Annotated in this window: 14 protein-coding genes and 2 pseudogenes; 11 read left to right on the top strand and 5 right to left on the bottom strand. The window is 45.8% G+C overall.

Features of this window, described 5'->3' with window-relative positions:
* The first annotated feature begins 31 nt into the window (after positions 1–31).
* Positions 32–1657, top strand: coding sequence for an L-lactate permease (locus tag NST16_RS16330; RefSeq protein ID WP_326226467.1), 1626 nt, complete (start codon positions 32–34; stop codon positions 1655–1657).
* Between the two features lie 39 nt (positions 1658–1696).
* Here NST16_RS16330 and bmr3 read toward each other — a convergent pair whose 3' ends face one another.
* Positions 1697–3235, bottom strand: coding sequence for a multidrug efflux MFS transporter Bmr3 (gene bmr3, locus NST16_RS16325; RefSeq protein ID WP_268471432.1), 1539 nt, complete (start codon positions 3233–3235; stop codon positions 1697–1699).
* 112 nt (positions 3236–3347) lie between these two features.
* On the opposite strand from bmr3, the gene NST16_RS16320 reads away from it, so the two are divergent.
* From NST16_RS16320 to NST16_RS16310, 3 genes are all read left to right on the top strand, one after another.
* Positions 3348–3812 (top strand): MarR family transcriptional regulator, encoded by a 465-nt coding sequence (locus NST16_RS16320; protein WP_010332946.1) that lies wholly within the window; start codon positions 3348–3350, stop codon positions 3810–3812.
* Positions 3813–3886: 74 nt separating this feature from the next.
* Positions 3887–4516, top strand: a complete 630-nt coding sequence (locus tag NST16_RS16315) for a LysE family translocator (protein WP_268448981.1) — start codon at positions 3887–3889, stop codon at positions 4514–4516.
* Positions 4517–4586: 70 nt separating this feature from the next.
* A complete protein-coding gene (locus NST16_RS16310) occupies positions 4587–5348 on the top strand; it encodes a YqcI/YcgG family protein (protein WP_340887578.1) in 762 nt (253 codons plus the stop codon).
* 1 nt (position 5349) lies between these two features.
* Here the strand turns inward: NST16_RS16310 and NST16_RS16305 are convergent, their stop codons facing one another.
* Entirely contained in the window at positions 5350–6690 is a 1341-nt protein-coding gene (locus NST16_RS16305) for an amino acid permease (RefSeq protein WP_340887577.1), read from the bottom strand.
* Positions 6691–6820: 130 nt separating this feature from the next.
* Between NST16_RS16305 and NST16_RS16300 the strand changes: the two genes are divergently transcribed.
* Positions 6821–7417 (top strand): DUF1989 domain-containing protein, encoded by a 597-nt coding sequence (locus NST16_RS16300; protein ID WP_268471433.1) that lies wholly within the window; start codon positions 6821–6823, stop codon positions 7415–7417.
* 130 nt (positions 7418–7547) lie between these two features.
* On the top strand, positions 7548–8366 hold the full coding sequence (gene nadE, locus NST16_RS16295) for an ammonia-dependent NAD(+) synthetase (RefSeq protein ID WP_340887576.1): 819 nt from the start codon (positions 7548–7550) through the stop codon (positions 8364–8366).
* Between the two features lie 77 nt (positions 8367–8443).
* Here the strand turns inward: nadE and tmrB are convergent, their stop codons facing one another.
* Both tmrB and NST16_RS16285 read right to left on the bottom strand, forming a co-directional pair.
* Positions 8444–9037 (bottom strand): tunicamycin resistance ATP-binding TmrB, encoded by a 594-nt coding sequence (gene tmrB / locus NST16_RS16290; RefSeq protein WP_340887575.1) that lies wholly within the window; start codon positions 9035–9037, stop codon positions 8444–8446.
* A 54-nt stretch (positions 9038–9091) separates the two neighbouring features.
* Positions 9092–9880: a sugar phosphate isomerase/epimerase family protein gene (locus NST16_RS16285; protein ID WP_340887572.1), complete on the bottom strand. Its 789-nt coding sequence runs from the start codon at positions 9878–9880 to the stop codon at positions 9092–9094.
* 347 nt (positions 9881–10227) lie between these two features.
* Here NST16_RS16285 and NST16_RS16280 point away from each other — a divergent pair, with 347 nt between their 5' ends.
* The gene (locus NST16_RS16280) at positions 10228–10788 is read left to right on the top strand and encodes a shikimate kinase (RefSeq protein ID WP_127696038.1); all 561 of its coding nucleotides are present in this window, start codon (positions 10228–10230) and stop codon (positions 10786–10788) included.
* 136 nt (positions 10789–10924) lie between these two features.
* Here NST16_RS16280 and NST16_RS16275 read toward each other — a convergent pair.
* A pseudogene (locus tag NST16_RS16275) lies at positions 10925–11148 on the bottom strand (class I SAM-dependent methyltransferase); the annotation flags it as partial.
* Between the two features lie 71 nt (positions 11149–11219).
* Between NST16_RS16275 and NST16_RS16270 the strand changes: the two are divergent.
* From NST16_RS16270 to putB, 4 genes and pseudogenes are all read left to right on the top strand, one after another.
* Positions 11220–12117 (top strand): annotated as a pseudogene (locus tag NST16_RS16270) (LysR substrate-binding domain-containing protein).
* 157 nt (positions 12118–12274) lie between these two features.
* The gene (gene cah / locus NST16_RS16265; RefSeq protein ID WP_340887567.1) at positions 12275–13231 is read left to right on the top strand and encodes a cephalosporin C deacetylase; all 957 of its coding nucleotides are present in this window, start codon (positions 12275–12277) and stop codon (positions 13229–13231) included.
* An 81-nt stretch (positions 13232–13312) separates the two neighbouring features.
* Positions 13313–14095 carry a nucleotidyltransferase domain-containing protein gene (locus tag NST16_RS16260; protein WP_024120156.1) on the top strand — a complete coding sequence of 261 codons (783 nt, stop codon included), beginning with the start codon at positions 13313–13315 and terminating at the stop codon, positions 14093–14095.
* 188 nt (positions 14096–14283) lie between these two features.
* Entirely contained in the window at positions 14284–15195 is a 912-nt protein-coding gene (putB, locus tag NST16_RS16255) for a proline dehydrogenase PutB (RefSeq protein ID WP_081638229.1), read from the top strand.
* Positions 15196–15201 lie beyond the last annotated feature (6 nt).

Raw genomic sequence — 15201 nt, 5'->3', positions numbered from 1 at the left:
TCGCAACTATAGAGTAAAGGGCTGATTGTCAATGTGGGAGCAGTTGTATGATCCGTTTGGAAACGAGTATGTGAGCGCACTTGTGGCGCTCACTCCGATTCTCTTTTTTCTCTTAGCTTTAACCGTTTTTAAGATGAAAGGCATTCTTGCAGCATTTCTTACCCTAGCCGTCAGCTTTTTGGTTGCCGTTTTGGCATTTCATATGCCGGTTGAAAAAGCTGTTTCTTCTGTTTTATTAGGCATCGGAAGCGGTTTGTGGCCGATCGGCTACATTGTCCTGATGGCAGTGTGGCTCTATAAAATCGCTGTGAAAACCGGGAAGTTTACCATTATTCGTTCCAGCATTGCCGGCATCTCGCCTGACCAAAGATTACAGCTATTATTAATCGGTTTTTGTTTTAACGCATTTTTGGAAGGTGCGGCCGGCTTTGGTGTTCCGATTGCAATCAGTGCGGCGCTGCTCGTCGAACTTGGCTTTAAACCGTTAAAGGCGGCGGCGCTCTGCTTAATTGCGAACGCTGCCTCTGGAGCCTTCGGCGCGATCGGGATACCGGTGATTACAGGCGCGCAAATTGGAGACTTGTCTGCTCTTGAGCTGTCACGGGCATTGGTCTGGACACTGCCGATCATTACATTTCTGATTCCGTTTTTACTCGTGTTCATATTAGACCGGATGAAGGGTATCAAACAAACCTGGCCTGCCTTGCTGGTTGTCAGCGGACTGTATACAGCGGTTCAGACGCTGACAATGGCTGTGCTCGGACCGGAATTAGCTAACATTTTGGCGGCGCTGTTCAGTATGGGCGGGCTTGCGCTCTTCCTGCGTAAGTGGCAGCCGAAACAGATTTATCGTGAGCAGGGAGCCGGAGAAGCTAGTGAGAAAAAAAGATACAGCGCGGCAGACATTGCCAAGGCATGGTCACCTTTCTACATTTTAACCGCGGCGATCACCATCTGGAGCCTTCCTGCCTTCAAAGCGCTTTTCCAAGAAGGCGGACTGTTATATCAAACAACGCTTCTTTTGAAAATGCCTTTTCTGCATCAGCAAATTATGAAGATGCCGCCAATTGCCCCATCTGCCATGCCGTTAGATGCAGTCTTTAAAGTCGATCTGCTGTCAGCGACCGGTACAGCGATTTTAGCGGCGGTCATTGTTACGGGACTGTTCAGCAAAAATTTCTCTTATCGGGATGGTTTCAGTTGCTTGAAGGAGACGGGGAAGGAACTGTGGATGCCGATTGTCACGATCTGCTTTGTGATGGCGTTTGCCAATCTGGCCAACTTCGCGGGGCTTAGCTCTTCCATCGGGCTGGCACTGGCGAAAACAGGCGATTTGTTCCCGTTTGTCAGTCCTGTTCTCGGCTGGATCGGCGTGTTCATCACTGGCTCAGTTGTCAGCAATAATGCGCTGTTCGGTCACCTGCAGGTCGTCACCGGTGCGCAGATCGGGGCCGGTTCTGATTTGCTGTTAGCCGCAAATACGGCGGGCGGGGTAATGGCGAAGCTCGTTTCTCCGCAATCTATCGCCATTGCCGCTGCCGCGGTCGGCCAGACAGGGAAGGAATCAAAGCTGTTTAAACGGACAGTAGCGTACAGCCTGATTCTGTTATTGATCATCTGCATATGGACATTTATTCTAGCAAGATTAGGTGTTTAATAGAAAAAAGCAGTACACCCAGGGTGTACTGCTTTTTCATTAATTTGCTTTCTTCGTCATTTCCTCAGTTGTTTTGACTCTTGTTTTTCCCATAAACAAAACGGTAATCGCCGCGAGAACAATTGGAATCAAAGCAAGTAAAAAGACATATGTGATGCTTGAGGACATGGCGTCGATGATCCGGTTCAGAATCGCAGCAGGGATCTGTGATCGTGTGCCGGCTTGGAAAATCGCTTGCGGATCACCGATATTCTGTGGCGCGCCTGAGCCGGCGGAGCCTTTCATCCCGCTGAAGGCGTCGCTTAGCTGGTTTGTGAACACGTTTGTCTGAACCGTGCCGAAAATCGTGACACCGAGCGTCATGCCGAATGATCGTAAAAATGAATTGGTGGAGTTGGCCGTTCCCCGAAAACGAGGTTCTAAATCATTCATGGATGCTGCTGGGAGCAGCGAGAAGTTAAAGCCTACGCCGAAGCCTGAAATCATCATAAAGACAGTCAGCCATACACGCGCTGTGTCCGGCGTCATATTGGAAAGCAGCAGCATGCCGATAAAGAAAGATGTCACGGAAATCAGCATGAGATTGCGGAAGCTTGCCTTCGTTTGGAAGATTCCGCCGATCATACTTCCGATCACTGATCCGATCATCATCGGTGTCAGAATAAAGCCTGCGCTTGTCGCTGAGCTGCCGTATACTGCCTGTACGAAAATCGGAATAAACACTGCTAAAATAATGAATGTTCCGCCATAAAGAAAAGCGAGAATCTGCGCTGTGGCAAACAAGCGGTTCTTAAACATCCAGAAGGAGATAATCGGTTCTTCCGCTTTTCTCTCCACAATAAAAAAGGCAATAAAGAAAACCGCGAAAATGATAAACAGGCCAATGATTTGTATCGAATTCCAGTCGTATGTTTTGCCGCCGAGCTCAAGTGCGAACATCAGGCACACAATGGATACGACTAAAGTTATAGCGCCGCCCCAATCAATTTTCTGCTTTTTATGCTCCAGCGATTCTTTGTAATAGCGGATGATGAAAAACAATGACAGTGCGCCGATAGGGACGTTGATGTAAAACACCCAGTGCCAGCTGATAGCGTCTGTGATAATAGCGCCTAACAGCGGGCCGAGAACACTTGATAATCCAAATACAGCGCCGAACATGCCCGACATTTTTCCGCGCTTTTCCGGCGGAAATAAATCAAAGATGATCGTAAAGGCAATCGGCAGGAGCGCTCCGCCGCCAATCCCCTGAATGGCCCGGTAGATGATTAGCTGGTTCATGGTTTGTGCAATTCCGCATAATGCCGAACCGATTAAGAAAAAAATAAGTCCAAACAGGAAAAAACGTTTTCGGCCGTACATATCGGAAAGCTTGCCGTAAATCGGCATCCCCGCCATGACTGCCACCATATAGGATGCAGTCACCCAAGCGAATTTATCAAAGCTTCCGAGATCCGCTACAATGCTGCCCATCGCGGTGGCAACAATTGTATTGTCCATCGCGGACATTAAAATGCCCAGCAAAAGACCAAGAACCACAAATTTAGTGGAAGGATTTTTTGCGGCTGTTGTATCCATTTATTCTACCTCCTCTACCTTTTTTAAGTAAGGTTTGATATCATGATAATAGTTTGATTATTAATTATCTCGATTATCAAGATAAATTTGATTTTATAGGGAGGACTGTCAGTTGTCAACAAGAAATTCCAGAAGTGAGTTGGAAAAGGCCGCTATTCAGATTTTTCGGAAATTGGGCACTAGAACCATTCTGTTTCATCAGGCGGCTGCTCAAGCTCTCGGTCTGTTTCCTACCGATTTGAAATCAGCTGACATATTAAATGAAGCAGGACCAATGACGGCCGGTGAACTGGGAAAAAAAACGGGACTCAGCACCGGTTCCGTTACGGCGCTTGTTGACCGGCTGGAAAAAGCGGGGTATGTGGCTCGTGAAAGGGACCCGAACGACCGCAGAAGAGTGATTATCGTGCCCCTTACCGCTTCTAAACAGCATGTGAAGGATTTGTTCCGTTCACTGTCAGAGTCCACGATGGATCTGTGCCGCGAGTATACGGAGGAGGAATTGGAACTGATTTTCGGTTTTATCGGCAAAGCCTCCGATATTATGGAGGAAGAGCTTGACCGGTTGAAACAATAGGTGATTTTTGTGCATAGCTTGGCCCGTTCCCGAATAAATTGTACAAGTTGAGTAAGAGAGGGGAGTACGGGCCGGTGAACACTTTTTTGAGTTATATTGTGCTGGGGCTGTCCTTGTCTGCGCCTGTGGGACCTGTCAATGCGGCGCAAATCGATAAAGGCATTAAAAATGGATTTTGGCATGCGTGGATTTTTGGTTTAGGCGCCATGACTGCTGACGGACTGTATATGATTTTCATCTATTTCGGACTGTCACAGTTTCTGACCGCTCCATTCGTAAAAACGTTCTTGTGGCTTTTCGGTTTTTTTGTACTGACCTATACCGGTATTGAAACGCTGAAGAATATCAGGGAAGCGATGGACGTACGCAGCTCGAAGGGGAAGCCGACCTACAGAAAAACATTTGCATCGGGTTTTCTCATTTCACTATCCAATCCACTGAGTATCCTGTTTTGGCTTGGGATTTACGGGAGCATTCTTGCGAAAACGGCTGAGACTTACAATGTGAATCAGCTACTCATTTATAGTTCCGGCATTATGATCGGTATCTTAATCTGGGATTTTTGCATGGCCATTGCAGCCAGCACTTTCAGAAACCTGCTTAATGAAAAGCTGTTAAGGGGCTTGACCGCAATCGCGGGCATATCTCTTCTTGTATTCGGGTTTTACTTCGGTTATCAGGGCATCAAAGAGTTATTGGGCTGATTCATGAAAGGACAGTCACCTGCCGCCTTCCATTTTAATATAGTATCCAGATGATACTGGAGGTGGATCAATGGTGAAAGGGATTTACACCAAAAGTTTTCTGGAACGGAATCAAGCTGAGTTCCCGGAATGGCAAAGAATCGCTTTTGAGCTATTGGCAGAAACTGTGGCGGATGACGCGGATACGTTTCCGTGCATTCCCGGACGCCAGGCGTTTCTGACTGATCAGCTTCGCATTGCTTTTGCCGGGGATCCAAGGGAAAACGGTACGGTGGAGGAACTGGCGCTGTTGCTTGCGGAGTATGGGAATATATCGCGAGACACCGGGAAGTACTCCTCACTGGTTGTGTTATTTGATACACCGGAGGATTTGGCTGAGCATTATTCCATTGAGGCGTATGAAGAGCTGTTTTGGAGCTTTTTAAATAGACTGAGCGAACAAGATGAAAAAGAGTGGCCGGCAGATATGCCGGCCGATCCAGAGCATTATAAGTGGGAGTTTTGTTTTAACGGCGAGCCGTATTTTATTCTGTGTGCAACGCCGGCTCATGATGCGAGGAGAAGCCGAAGCTTCCCTTATTTTATGATCACGTTTCAGCCAAGATGGGTGTTTGAAAATCTAAATGATTCAACCGCATTTGGCCGAAACATGAGCAGGCTGATCCGATCCCGTTTACAGGCTTACGATCAAGCTCCGATTCATCCGCATTTAGGCTGGTACGGAGGAAAGGATAATCGGGAATGGAAACAGTATTTTCTCCGAGATGATGAAAAACACGTATCAAAATGCCCGTTTTCATATTTAAAGAACATGTTTAACAAAATGAAATAGTTCACGAGCTGGCAGGGCGGTCTTTATGTCCCTGCTTTTTTTGATAAATCAAGGTGACAACGGCAATGACAGCTAGAAATCCCAAGCTGACAAAAAATCCGGGTCGGCTCGATTTTTCAAACAGCGTGCCGGACACAGCCGCCGCGATCAAAATTGTCGCCAAATAAATTTGCGTTTTCGCCATGGCTGCCGGATCGGTCAGCTTTTTGCTGGAGAACAGGATAAACAGCCAAGTGTATAAAAGCATCAGCCCGGCCGCTGTTGTCATGTGCTCGTAAATATTTTTAGGCAGCACTAGAGACAGTACGATAGACACGATAAGCCCCGCAAATGTTAATCCGAGCGCGGGCCAGCATATTTTTTTGCCTTCTTTTAGAGTAAAGCATTTCGGCGCGTCGCCGTCATCGGCCATCGTACAAAGCAATGTTGTCACAGCAAAGAGTGAAGCGACAAGGGTCGAGAAGCCCGCGATAATAAAAATGCCGTTGAAAATATCAAGAATCACTTCGAGATGAAATCCTTTTAAAGACGTAATAAATGGGCTGTCCTGTTCTGTAAACTTGTGTAAAGGAACTAATAGCAAAGCGAGCCCGATTGAAATGGTATAAATAATCGCCAGCGTTGCCAGCATCAGCTTGCCTGACTTTGAGGCTTCCTCCGGCTTCTTTAAATGAACCGTCATGAGCCCCATAACTTCAATTCCGCCAAACGCGTAAAATGCATAAATAAGGCCTGTCCACAGCCCCATAGCTCCGAATGGGAAAAATTCTTTTGTCTCATTCGGAATCTGCACCTCCGGCTTTCCGCCTGACAATATGCCGCACAAAGCCAGAATAGCAATAACGATAAACATGAAGATAGCGGCAGTTTTGATAACAGCCAGCACGTTTTCTGTTTTTTCAAAAACAGAAAGTCCGGTAAAAATAATGAGAAGCCCAAGTACAGCGTAGATGGAGGCAAATACCCACAGCGGCACTTGGGGAAACCAATGCTTCGTAAATAACGAAATGGCTGTCAGCTGGCTTCCGGTAATCAGCATTTCAGATGACCAGTACACCCAGCCGTTGCTGAAGCCGGCCCACCTTCCGAATGCTTTTCTCGCATATGAACAGAACGAGCCCTTTTCAGGGTGTTTTGCCGATAGTTTGGCAAGCTGTTCGAATACAAAATACGTGCCGATCGCCGCAATGAGAAATGATAATAGAACGGAAAATCCGCTTTTTACAATTGCGATGCTGGAACCGAGAAAAAATCCTGTTCCGATTGTGCATCCAATCCCGATTAATGAAAGCTGCCACCAAGCCAGATTTCCTTTTTCTTGGTCTTTTTTTGTTTGACTCATTTACATTCAACCCCTTTTATCTAAGGTTAGATTGCAACCCGCGCAAGGCTTATATGCATCGGATTTTTGCCTCTTTTTACATGGAGGCGATGGCAAACGTTCATACTAAATAAAAAAAGGAGCGAAGCGGATGACAAAGCAATATATCGTTCAGCCGAAGAAAGGGCTCGGCCTGAAGCTGAAAAAGGGCCAGATTTTGAAGGTGGTTGATGTAGAGGGGCAGCAGGTTGCTGATTTTGTGGCGTACCATGCAAAGGATTTTTATGAGCATCTTGATCAGGGAGCGACCATTGATGCCAATCATTCCATTCATGTGAAGGTCAACGATCATATTTACTCTAATTTGTATAAACCGATGCTGACGCTCATTGAGGATACGGTCGGCAAGCATGACCTTCTTCTGCCCGCCTGCCGTCCTGACATGAACAGGCTGTTATACGGAAAACAAAAGAACGAGTTCCAGGATACGTGTTATGATAATATGAACCGGGCGCTTGAGCAGTTCGGCGTGCCGAAGCCGCATATGCATTATCCGTTTGCGATTTTTATGAATACTGTTTTAGATGAAAAGGGGAACCTGTCTGTGGAAACGCCGCTGTCAAATGCCGGGGATTACGTCAGACTCAGGGCGGAGATGGATTTGATTGTCGCGTTTTCTTCCTGTCCGATTGAAAAAGGAAAGTGCAATGGCGACAGTGTGACGTCCATACGGGTTGAAGTCAGCTGATCGCTCTTATTCACTATGAAATAAGACCTGTGCTATAGTTAATATGGATACATAACAGTCATGATTCATTTTCATCGATTTAGGGAAATGATTCAGTAAATAAGCAATAATGTACAGGAGGAATGATTGGATGAGCATGCAGGAAAAGATTATGCGTGAATTACATGTGAAGCCCTCAATTGATCCAAAGCAAGAAATTGAGGACAGAGTCAATTTTTTAAAACAATATATAAAGAAAACCGGCGCCAAAGGACTTGTGCTTGGCATCAGCGGCGGCCAAGATTCCACACTTGCGGGAAGACTGGCTCAGCTTGCAGTGGAAAGCATTCGCGAGGAGGGCGGAGACGCTCAATTTATCGCGGTCCGTCTTCCGCACGGCACACAACAGGATGAAGATGATGCCCAGCTCGCTCTGAAGTTTATCAAGCCGGATAAATCATGGAAATTTGACATTCAATCAACAGTCAGCGCTTTTGCAGATCAATATCAGCAAGAGACAGGCGATAAGCTGACAGACTTTAATAAAGGAAACGTAAAAGCGAGAACGAGAATGATTGCTCAATACGCGATCGGCGGCCAAGAAGGCCTTCTTGTGATTGGAACAGACCATGCGGCCGAAGCCGTGACTGGTTTCTTTACGAAGTACGGTGACGGAGGCGCAGATCTTCTGCCGCTGACAGGCTTAACAAAGCGTCAGGGAAGAAGCCTGCTGAAAGAGCTGGGTGCACCAGAACGCTTATACTTAAAAGAACCGACTGCTGATCTGCTGGATGAAAAGCCGCAGCAGTCCGATGAAACTGAGCTAGGCATTTCCTATGATGAAATTGACGATTATCTCGAAGGAAAAGAAGTATCGGCGAAAGCGTCAGAAGCGCTGGAGAAACGCTACAGCATGACGGAGCATAAGCGCCAGGTTCCAGCTTCTATGTTTGATGACTGGTGGAAATAACATGATAAAAAGCCCACTCTCGTAGTGGGCTTTTTATTTATTGATTCCTTTACATGTACATATTTTCAAAATGTCTTTTATTTGATGCGGATATGATTCAGCTTCACCATTAATCTGTCAGTGAACCTTCGCAGGCTGCCTCTCGAATCAGGCTCAAGCGGCAGATTTGCTTGGGAAGCAATCGCTTCTGCGACCTGCTGAATAGACATTTGGTCTGTATGGAGATGTTCTGTGAAGAGGCTGTCAGACAGGCTGTTGAGGCAGCGGTCGATTTGCTTTGCGGCCCAGGAGTTTTTCCCTTCCGCTCTGGTGCGCAGGCGTTTCAGCAATGTTTCTTTTGAAGCCAGCAGGGTAAAGTGATGAATTATCCGGCCGTCCTGTCTCAGCCTGCCAATAATGTCATCGAAGTATTGATCGTTCGTAATGGTCATAGGCACAATGATGATGCCCTGATATGTATCTGACAAATAGGAAAGCATGCAGTAATTGAATTCCCGCCACAGCGGGTAGCTTTGAAAGTCGTCTTCAGCGATATCCGGCGGTATCATTGAACGCATCGCGAACCCCATCTTTTCAGGATCATATACGTAAGAAGGTTTCAGCCTTCTATGCAGTTCAAACGCCGTTTGTGTTTTTCCGGAACCGAACGCCCCGTTTATCCACACGATCATCGTGATTTCCCCCTTTTTGTTTATGATACATAAAAAGACCCTTCGATCGAAGAGTCAGCGGGAAAAAACAGCCGTATATTCGCGGAGCGATTCTTTTATATGCGTGAAGGCATGTTCTCCAAAATACTCAAGAGAAACAAAACCATCATATTGTCTGTTTATCAGTTCTTTTAAAAATGCTTTTTGATCGAGATCTCCTTGAAAAATCGGAGTGGGTTCGCTTAGATACCAGTTCTCAAAATTCCAGCGATAGTTTTTCAAATGGATATGGCTGATCGTATGAAAGGTTTTTTTTAAAGCCGGCAGCTGGTCAATTCGGTTCACGTGCAGATTTGACCCGTCAAAAATCGTTCGGAGTCTCGGATGGGCGACATCCTTCAAAAATGTTAAAGCAGCTTCAGGTGTATCGGCATACGTATCGTAATGAATTTCCAGACCGATATTTACCTCATAGCCGTCTGCCATTTGCGCAGCCTGCTGAAATTGTTCAACCGCACGCAGCCATTTTTCTGGCGACGTTCTGTTTGACGCCTGATTCCCGGCAAATACGCGAATGAGCGGGCTGTGAAGCTGTCTTGCCGCCCGAAGCCCTTTTCTCACTGCTTCTTTTGTCTCTTCTTCTCCTTGTGTCACAAAATCGGTGTATAAGCTCACCGCGGGCACCTTCAAATTATGTTGCTGCAGCAGAGTATAAAGGCCGTCCAGCGGCCCGAAGTCCTGTTCATACTGTTCGATGTGGCCGTACCACAAATCAATCCCGTCAAAGGACTGCTCCTTTGCAAAGGAAATGACGTCCATTATATTTTGCTTTTTACACCCGGTTGTACAAAAGCTTAATTTCATCTCAATCCCTCCCGTCATCTTTTTCCCTGATGAAAAACGGATAAACGCAGATAGAGGAAGGGCGTTTTTAATCATTTAATGCTTTTTTGCGTCGAAGTATTAAATTATGTCTGAAAATGTTGTACAATGAATTTCATCCGACCAAGAAGGTTGAACGCAAAAAAGAAACGGAGCCGGCTGCTCAAAAACGACGTTTCGTCCATTGCGTTTTCTCATGTTTTATTGTAGGAAAGCTTGAACGGATGACGATGAAATAGAGAAAGCCCGAGCCGGTACCTATATAAATATTCGCAAAATCAGCATATAATGAAGATAAACTTTCATTCCTTAGGAGGATTTCGCCGAAGATGAACGCTAAACGAGCCATCCCAGTAAGAGAAAGAAATATCGTCCTGATTGGATTCATGGGTGTAGGAAAAACGACAATCGGCCAATTGGTCGCTAAGAAATTATATAGAGATTTTATCGATATTGACCAAGAAATCGAAAAGGATTTCAACATGTCGATCCCTGAGATGTTTGAAAAAAAAGGTGAAGACTTTTTCCGGAAAACAGAAAAAGAATATATCCTGAATTTATGCCATCATACAAGATTTAAAATTGTCTCACTTGGCGGAGGCTCTTTTAAACAAGAGGAAATCAGAAAGTGCTGTCTCGAACATTGTCTGGTGCTTCACCTCGATCTGTCTTGGGAGAACTGGAAGCAGCGCGCGAATTTGCTGATCGAAAGCCGCCCGGTGCTGCATAATCGGTCAATGGACGAAATGGAGCAGCTGTTTAACGAGAGAAAAGTCATTTATGATAAGCACAATTCAAAAGTGGAAACAGACAACCTTGCTCCCGAAGAGATTGCAGATTACATTGTGGAGACGCTAAAAATCGGCTGGGATCTTTATCAGCCAATGTAAAAGCCGTGCGGGATGCACGGCTTTTCTTTATCGCTTTACGCCTTGGATGAATATCGCTTTTAAGCTAAAGGATTCAGGCTTTCCGTTTTGTGTCTATGGGCCTTCGTCAGACGCTGTCCCTTTCTGAAAGTGTATATATATTGGCAGCGGCTTTTTCTTCCGCAAAAGATGAAGCAACGTCAACCATTCCCTGCGTCGCATCAATGCCGATGCATTCTTGGACATAAGGGGCAAATGCAAGCACCGTATGGCCCGCTCCCGCTCCGCATCAAGCACTTGCTGCTCTGCACAGCATTCCGCAAATTTGATCAGCATCGTTAAATCTTCCCCATCAGCAAATACCTTCTCATCACGATACATCACAGCGTTTTTCGAAAACGGAGTTTCGTTTGGCCAAATGAACCAGCTCTTTCATCTTTGTTTGTTATGATATGGATGATGTTAGCAATTTCTGTTATGATCATTTTTATATCTTGGACGAAGCGGCGGAGCACCTTCATATCGCCCAGCCTTCTCTCAGCCAGCAAATCAAAAAGCTGGAGACGGAGCTGGGGCTTACTCTTTTTCACAGGTCACACGGCTCTGTTACGCTGACACCGCACGGCCTCCATCTCATTGAAAAGGCTGAGGACATCATTCGATTAAGGGATGACTTGCTGGTGAAGATGCAGGCAGGACTGGGGCACAAGCTTTCGATCTGTAACAGGGAGATATACCTTTCCCCCGGCTTCTGAAGCAGTTTTTGGCGCATTATCCCCATGTGGAGGTTCAGCTTATCGAACAAGACCCGGCTGCCTTAGAGGAGATAACGGCAAAGGGAGAGGTTATCCTTGCCGATTGAGGACGAGAGGTTCTCCATCGAACCCTTGCTGACTGAGCAGATCGTTCTTGCCGTATCAAAGGAAAAACAAAGGTGGATGCCGCTCGAAATGACTGCACTGATTGATAAAGCACTGGAAGGTGAGGGAAGCCGTGCGTGCCGCTTGAGATGGCAAAGCACGTTCCTTTTATTTTGCTGAAGAAGGGATACGGTTTTCGCCGGATGGTACTTGACCTATGTGCGGAAAGCGGCTTTAAGCCAAACGCCGCGTTTAAAACGAGCACATCAAAATCGCGCAATCCCTTGCCGCAAACGGTTTGGGGTAACACTGACCCAAATATGGTCAAAAGGGAAAAGATCCGGGTGTCATCTATTTATCGCTTCAATCCGCGCCTTCACGCACTCTTGTTTTTGTATTTTTAAAAAACCGCTATGTCAGTCTGACCGCACAGGCCTTTATGGAATTTAGCCGGGAATCGGTTAAACAAACGTTTGATCAAGAAGAGTGAGTATGGTGTTCAAGGATAGAAGCCTATTCATCACAAGAACGAGTTCACATCGAGGGATTGAATCAGAAAACAGATGTTAAAAAATTTAGAAAATAGATTCAAAACGTGATAGTATAAAATAAACTAAATCTTATTAAACAAAGGAGAATAATCGGAAATGCAACAATTCGATATGCCGCTCGACCAATTGCAAACGTATAAACCTGACAAAACTGCCCAAAAAGATTTTTCTGAGTTTTGGAAGTCCTCTTTGAATGAGCTTGCCGAAGTTCAAGCAGTTCCTGACTTACAGCCGGTTGATTATCCTGCTGATGGAGTGAAGGTATACCGCCTTACATATAAAAGTTTTGGAAATGCCAGCATTGCCGGATGGTATGCGGTGCCTGACAAAGAAGGCCCGCATCCAGCGATCGTCAAATATCACGGCTACAATGCAAGCTATGACGGAGACATTCATGAAATGGTCAATTGGGCGCTGCACGGATACGCTGCGTTCGGCATGCTTGTCCGCGGCCAGCAGGGCAGCGAGGACACCAGTATTTCTCCGCACGGACACGCATTGGGCTGGATGACGAAAGGAATTCTTGATAAAGATACATACTACTACCGGGGAGTTTATTTGGACGCCGTCCGCGCGCTTGAAGTCATCAGCAGCTTTGATGAAGTCGACGAAACGAGAATCGGCGTGACAGGCGGAAGCCAGGGCGGAGGCATAACCATTGCGGCCGCTGCTCTGTCAGATATTCCGAAAGCCGCTGTTGCTGATTATCCTTATTTAAGCAATTTCGAGCGAGCCATCGATGTGGCGCTTGAACAGCCGTATCTCGAAATCAATTCCTTTTTCAGAAGAAATGGCAGCCCGGAAACAGAAGAGCGGGCCATGAATACACTAACGTATTTCGATATTATGAATCTGGCTGACAGGGTGAAGGTGCCTGTACTGATGTCGATCGGGCTGATTGACAAGACTACGCCGCCTTCTACTGTGTTTGCGGCCTATAACCATCTGGAGACAGAAAAAGAGCTGAAGGTGTACCGCTACTTTGGGCATGAGTATATCCCTGCCTTTCAAACGGAAAAGCTTTCCTTTTTTAAGCAGCATCTTAAAGGCTGACAGACGTGAAGAGCCGCCGCATCATCGGGCGGTTTTTTTCTGCAGACAGCCGGAATGAGAAAAGACGGGAGACGAATATATATGAAACAAAGAATCATTGATGAACTAAAACGAATTGAGCAAGAGTACAGCGTTAAAATCGTGTATGCCGTTGAATCAGGGAGCCGTGCTTGGGGATTCCCATCGCAAGACAGCGATTATGATGTCCGCTTTATTTATGTGCCGAAAAAGGAGTGGTATTTTTCAATTGAGCAGGAGAGGGATGTCATTGAAGAGCCGATCCACGACTTGTTGGACATCAGCGGCTGGGAACTGAGAAAAACGCTCCGTCTATTCAAAAAATCAAACCCTCCGCTGCTTGAGTGGCTGTCCTCAGACATTGTGTATTACGAAGCCTTTACGACCGCAGAGCAGCTGAGAAAGCTGCGAAGCACAGCGTTTAAGCCTGAAGCCAGTGTGTATCACTATATCAATATGGCAAAAAGAAACGTCAAGGATTACCTGCAAGGGCAAGAGGTGAAAATCAAAAAGTATTTTTACGTGCTGCGGCCGATACTGGCGTGTAAGTGGATTGAAAAGCACGGAACCATTCCGCCGATGGATTTTACTGTTTTGATGAATGAATTGATTACGGAACCCGAACTGAGAGCAGAGATGGAAACCTTGCTTGAGCGCAAAAGAAAAGGTGAAGAACTGGATCTTGAAGCAAGAATTCATGTGATTCACCAATTCATTGAAACAGAGATTGAAAGGATTATGGAGGCAGCGAAAACGCTGAAAATCATCAAAAAAGATATCACGCCTGAGCTGAATCGATTGCTTTTGAATACTGTTGAAGAAGTGTGGAATGATGGAGGAAGCTGATGTTTCATGTCGCTTCCTCTCTCCATATTTCGACAGGAAGTCCCCCGACTTTCTAACTATCTGATTGTGAGAAACCCACAAAAATAATCAGAATCTTTGTATTTTGAGAATATTGTGAACGGAGGTTTTGTCCATTTACAATAAACTCATACAAATACTTCTTAGATTGCGGGGTGTTGAGGTTGGAAGTGATCACAAGAGATTTTTTCTTGTTTTTATCCAAAAGCGGCTTTCTCAATAAGATGGCGAGAAACTGGGGAAGCCGGGTAGCAGCGGGTAAAATTATCGGCGGGAATGATTTTAACAGTTCAATCCCGACAATTCGACAGCTTAACAGCCAAGGCTTGTCAGTTACTGTCGATCATTTAGGCGAGTTTGTGAACAGCGCCGAGGTCGCAAGGGAACGCACGGAAGAATGCATCCAAACCATTGAGACCATTGCGGATCAGCAGCTGAACTCACACGTTTCTTTAAAGATGACGTCTTTAGGTCTCGATATAGATATGGATCTGGTGTATGAAAATATGACGAAAATTGTCCAGACGGCCGAGAAGCATAAAGTCATGGTCACCATAGACATGGAAGACGAGGTCAGATGCCAGAAAACGCTTGATATATTCAAGGATTTCAGAAGGAAATACGAGTATGTTAGCACGGTGTTGCAGGCTTATCTGTACCGCACGGAAAACGATATTGACGATTTGGATTCTTTGAAACCGTTCCTTCGTCTTGTAAAAGGAGCATATAAGGAATCAGAAAAAGTGGCTTTTCCGGAAAAAAGCGATGTCGATGAGAACTACAAAAAAATCATTCGAAAGCAGCTCTTAAATGGTCACTACACAGCGATTGCGACACATGACGATAAAATGATCGATTATACAAAGCAGCTTGCCAGGGAAAACGGCATTTCCAATGACATGTTTGAATTCCAGATGCTGTACGGCATGCGGTCGCAAACCCAGCTCAGCCTCGTAAAAGAAGGTTATAACATGAGAGTCTACCTGCCTTACGGAGAGGATTGGTACGGCTACTTTATGAGACGCCTGGCAGAACGTCCATCAAATATTGCATTTGCTTTCAAAGGAATGACGAAGAAGTAAAAAAGG

Source organism: Bacillus sp. FSL K6-1005, assembly GCF_038000225.1.
Lineage (GTDB): Bacteria > Bacillota > Bacilli > Bacillales > Bacillaceae > Bacillus > Bacillus mojavensis.
Note: the sequence above shows the minus strand (reverse complement) of the source record. Positions and strands in the feature narration are given on the sequence as shown.

Excerpts from the sequence above, each read along its gene's own strand:
- NST16_RS16330 (WP_326226467.1), top strand. The coding sequence starts at position 32 with ATGTGGGAGCAGTTGTATGATCCGTTTGGAAACGAGTATGTGAGCGCA.
- bmr3 (WP_268471432.1), bottom strand. The coding sequence starts at position 3,235 with ATGGATACAACAGCCGCAAAAAATCCTTCCACTAAATTTGTGGTTCTT.
- NST16_RS16310 (WP_340887578.1), top strand. The coding sequence starts at position 4,587 with ATGGTGAAAGGGATTTACACCAAAAGTTTTCTGGAACGGAATCAAGCT.
- NST16_RS16305 (WP_340887577.1), bottom strand. The coding sequence starts at position 6,690 with ATGAGTCAAACAAAAAAAGACCAAGAAAAAGGAAATCTGGCTTGGTGG.
- NST16_RS16300 (WP_268471433.1), top strand. The coding sequence starts at position 6,821 with ATGACAAAGCAATATATCGTTCAGCCGAAGAAAGGGCTCGGCCTGAAG.
- nadE (WP_340887576.1), top strand. The coding sequence starts at position 7,548 with ATGAGCATGCAGGAAAAGATTATGCGTGAATTACATGTGAAGCCCTCA.
- tmrB (WP_340887575.1), bottom strand. The coding sequence starts at position 9,037 with ATGATCGTGTGGATAAACGGGGCGTTCGGTTCCGGAAAAACACAAACG.
- NST16_RS16285 (WP_340887572.1), bottom strand. The coding sequence starts at position 9,880 with ATGAAATTAAGCTTTTGTACAACCGGGTGTAAAAAGCAAAATATAATG.
- NST16_RS16280 (WP_127696038.1), top strand. The coding sequence starts at position 10,228 with ATGAACGCTAAACGAGCCATCCCAGTAAGAGAAAGAAATATCGTCCTG.
- cah (WP_340887567.1), top strand. The coding sequence starts at position 12,275 with ATGCAACAATTCGATATGCCGCTCGACCAATTGCAAACGTATAAACCT.
- NST16_RS16260 (WP_024120156.1), top strand. The coding sequence starts at position 13,313 with ATGAAACAAAGAATCATTGATGAACTAAAACGAATTGAGCAAGAGTAC.